At 62.2% G+C, this 3,723-nt stretch carries 4 protein-coding genes and 1 pseudogene; 4 read left to right on the top strand and 1 reads right to left on the bottom strand.

Annotated elements, in window-relative coordinates:
- Positions 1 to 198: pseudogene (locus AC4FAH_RS13830) on the bottom strand (transcription elongation factor GreB); the annotation flags it as partial.
- Between the two features lie 196 nt (positions 199 to 394).
- Between AC4FAH_RS13830 and AC4FAH_RS13825 the strand changes: the two are divergent.
- The 4 genes from AC4FAH_RS13825 to AC4FAH_RS13810 all read left to right on the top strand — a co-directional run bounded on the left by AC4FAH_RS13825 (position 395) and on the right by AC4FAH_RS13810 (position 3,719).
- Positions 395 to 1,078 (top strand): tetratricopeptide repeat protein, encoded by a 684-nt coding sequence (locus tag AC4FAH_RS13825; protein ID WP_153635341.1) that lies wholly within the window; start codon positions 395 to 397, stop codon positions 1,076 to 1,078.
- A gap of 357 nt (positions 1,079 to 1,435) precedes the next feature.
- The gene (locus AC4FAH_RS13820) at positions 1,436 to 2,074 is read left to right on the top strand and encodes an NUDIX domain-containing protein (protein WP_043337028.1); all 639 of its coding nucleotides are present in this window, start codon (positions 1,436 to 1,438) and stop codon (positions 2,072 to 2,074) included.
- 331 nt (positions 2,075 to 2,405) lie between these two features.
- A complete protein-coding gene (locus tag AC4FAH_RS13815; protein ID WP_286987368.1) occupies positions 2,406 to 2,852 on the top strand; it encodes a DUF1249 domain-containing protein in 447 nt (148 codons plus the stop codon).
- A gap of 120 nt (positions 2,853 to 2,972) precedes the next feature.
- The gene (locus AC4FAH_RS13810) at positions 2,973 to 3,719 is read left to right on the top strand and encodes a metallophosphoesterase (RefSeq protein ID WP_192838500.1); all 747 of its coding nucleotides are present in this window, start codon (positions 2,973 to 2,975) and stop codon (positions 3,717 to 3,719) included.
- The last annotated feature ends 4 nt before the right edge of the window (positions 3,720 to 3,723 follow it).

The following is a 3,723-nucleotide window of genomic DNA, read 5'->3' as shown; positions in this document are numbered from 1 at the left end:
ATCCGCATTCTCGCTGCGATCCCCCATGGCGGCGGCCTCGCCCGTCTTGCGCGAAAGCTCTGGGCGCCTCACACGCCTCAGGTGGTCGGCCAAGCCCTTCATCTTCGCGAGGCCCTGCGGGGTAATCACGTTGCTCTTCTTTTCCTGGCGCGGGTCCGTCTTGGGGTCGCGCCAGCGTGTCATGTTGCGACCTTGCATGGTCTGCTCCGCTGGTTCTGTGGGTAAGGCTCAAGGCGTCGTGTGCGATGTTCGCTAGCGTTGAGACCTGCGACCAAGGGTGATTGGCGGCCGATTCAAACGTTCGTTACAGTCAGTGTGTGCTCGCCGGAGCACTTGCGCGTCACCCATGCCGAATCTGCCAACAATAACGAAAATCAGGGAGCTGTCCATGCCCATGCTGCCATCTTCACACCCGTCTTGCCGTGTCATATCCCGTTGCTGTCGCGTATTGCTCTCCGGGGGCATGGCGCTGGGCATCACGCTGGCCGGCATGACCGGAGTCCATGCTGCCCCGGGCGATGATGACGTCTTCCCGCTCTCCAAGCGCTGGGCGCAGATCAATTATCAGGTCTCCGGTGATGCTCAGGAAAAGGGCATGGAGGCCCTGGGCAAGGAGGTACGCGCGCTGGCGGATCAGTATCCGGACAATGCCCATGTGCTGACCTGGGAAGGCATCATTCTGGCTTCATGGGCCAAGGCGCGCGGTGGCCTTGGAGCACTGGATCTGGCCAAGGAAGCCAAGGCCACGCTCGAGAAGGCGATCACGCTCGACCCCGAGGGCGACAACGCCTCTGCCTATGTGACGCTTGGCGCGCTCTATGACAAGGCGCCCGGCTGGCCGGTGGGCTTCGGGGATGATGAGAAGGCGGGAGAAGTGCTGCGCAAGGGGCTTGAGGTCAACCCGACGGGCATGGATACCAATTATTATTACGCCGATTATCTGGCCTCCGAAGGCCGTGATGAGGAAGCGCTCAAGCATGCGCGTCTCGCACAGGACGGGCCGCCGCGTCCCAACCGTGAGCTGGCCGATCAGGAATTGCAGAAAGAGATCGCCGCGCTGATCAAGCGCCTGCAGTGAGTCTCTGGCATCCGTATCACTTGCATGGCTGTTGGAGGCGGAGACTGGCTGGAGCGACCATCAGTGAGCCCCGCAAGTGAACGGCAGCGCTGGCGTCAGGCGCTGTTCTAACAGCCTCGAATGAATTCCCGATTCCCTGAATGACTGAGTCCTTGAGCCCCACGGCCCGAGCGGAGATCCCGCTCGGGCCGTGTCGTTTATCGCTCTGTGGATGAGAAGTCGTCCAGGTGCCTTCAGATTGCGCCTTGAATGGCGCTGATGACTGACTCGGTACGGCGCGGCATGCAAGTTTGCAGGTGACGGGCTGGCCAGTCTCGCGGCAGGACAGGATAATGCCTGCTCAGCCAAGGAGGATGCATGAGCGAGCAACAAGAGCACGTCGCAGGGCAACAGGCCTTCGCACATGATGATGTCGAACTGGTCGAGGCCAGGGTGTTGCAGGACGGCTTCTTTCGCCTCGAGCAGCGCGAATTCCGCCACCAGCGTTTCAACGGTGGCTGGAGCGATGTGATCCATCGCGAGGTGCATGTCCGTCACGATGCGGTAGGCGTATTGCCCTACGACCCGGTCAACGACCGTGTGGTCTTCGTCGAACAGATTCGTGCCGGCATGCTGGAAGACGCACGCACGCCCTGGAGCCTGGAGCCGATTGCAGGGCTGGTGGACAAGGACGAACAGGCCCATGAGGTCGCGCGCCGTGAGGCGATCGAGGAGGCCGGGTGTGAGCTGACCGACCTGATCGAACTGTACCGCTACTATCCGAGCCCCGGCGCCTGTACCGAGGAGGTCACGCTGTTCATCGGTCTGTGTGACAGCAGTGGGCTGGGTGGCGTGCATGGTCTGGCCGAGGAGAATGAAGACATCCGTGTGCATGTGCTCGATTTCCAGGCGGCCCTCACGCTGCTGGAACAAGGGCGGTTGGGCAACGCGATGGCCATCATGGCCATGCAATGGCTGCTGCGTGAGCGTGCCTCGTTGCGCGTCATGCATGCCTGAGGCAGTGAAGGCGAAGCTTGGCAATCCCCCGTGTCTCACGCAGGCTTCCTCAACCTGCGCGTCAGAGCTGCTATTCTAGAGGCTTGCTGAAAACCGGCAGCCAGCAATGATCACTGTCTGCGCCAGTGTCCGTATCAGTCTCGGTTTTCGTCTCAGCTTCAGTCCCGAGAGCTGGACTCGAGAGTCGATAGCCGAGAGCTTATCGCCGACAGCCTGAGCGCTGGCGCAGCGCTTGATTTATCACACGTCGCCCGCATCTTGCCACGCACGATAGCGGGCGTGCTTTGACAGACAACATGCCAATGTTCTGAGATTCGCAAGGAGATCGCCCATGCAGGTCAAGAAAGCCTATGTGGCTGACCTAAAAGCACTCCATGCCGAGTGCGGGTCCAATTATCTGCGCCTCACGCGCATCCTCGGCAAGGCCGAGGCCGGTGACAGCTTCGCCTTCCCGCTGGCGGGCAATCAGGGCCACTTCGGCACGCTGCTGCTCGAGGTGGTCGAATGCGCGCCCTATACCACCATGGTCACGGTCGCCCAGACCGGCGTGCTGGACCACATCATCGATTCGCCGCGCATGAGCGTGCATCTGTACCACGACGTGCGCATGGCGGAGGTCACCGACTTTCAGCGCCAGCGTCACTTCTCAGGGCGCAATCGTTACCCGAATCCGCGCATGCACCAGCCGGACGAAAAGCTTCAGCTCAATCGCTTTCTCGGCGAATGGCTGACCCATGCCCGCGCCTTCGAGCAGGCGGATGTGCCGGAGTTGCCGTGACGTTTGGGGCTGGCATGGCGCACAGGCGCTGACACCCGATGGATTTCCCGTCTTGATTGACAGAACCGCGATGGCCCGGCCGTCGCGGTTCTGTTCATTTCCCTGCTGCTCGAGAGACCGATGCGACTGATTCAGATAAGTGATTGCCATCTGCGCGCCGACCCTGATGCGCGTTCACGGCTGGGCTTCCCCTGGCGTCAGCTGGAGGCGGTGATGGCGCATGCCTCGCGCCTGCGCCCCGATATCCTGCTGGTGACCGGTGATGTCAGCCAGGATGAGAGCCCTGCCTCCTATCGCATGGCGGCAGAGCTGTTCGATGGCCTGGGCTGCCCCTGGTTCTGGTTCGCGGGCAACCACGATCATCCTGAATTCATGCAGGAGCTGCGTCCCTTCCATCACGAGCTGGATCTGGGCGACTGGCGACTGCTGTGTCTGGATTCGCGCGTCACCGGGCAGGCCGGGGGGGAGCTTGGCGAGGAGCAATTGAGCGAGCTTGCGCAGTCACTGGCGCTGTCCGTCGAGCTGGACCCACGTCCGATCCTGCTGGCCATGCATCATCATCCGCTGCCGATCGGCTCGGACTGGATGGATGCGCTGGGCCTTGCCGACCGCGATGCGCTGTGGGAAACGTTGCGCCCGTACCCGCAGGTGCGGGCCGTACTGTGTGGGCATATCCATCAGGCCTTCACGCAACTCATGCCGTGTGGGCAGGGCAGTGTGGCCGTCTATGGCGTTCCCTCCACCTCCGATCAGTTCGCTCCGCTCAGCCATGATTTCGCCGTGGATGAGGCGGCGCGCCCCGGCCTGCGCGTGGTGGATCTCGATGGCGAGCATCTCGAGACCTGGGTGGAGCGGGTCACGCTCTAGCCAG

It is taken from the genome of Cobetia sp. (assembly GCF_983723665.1).
Note: the sequence above shows the minus strand (reverse complement) of the source record. Positions and strands in the feature narration are given on the sequence as shown.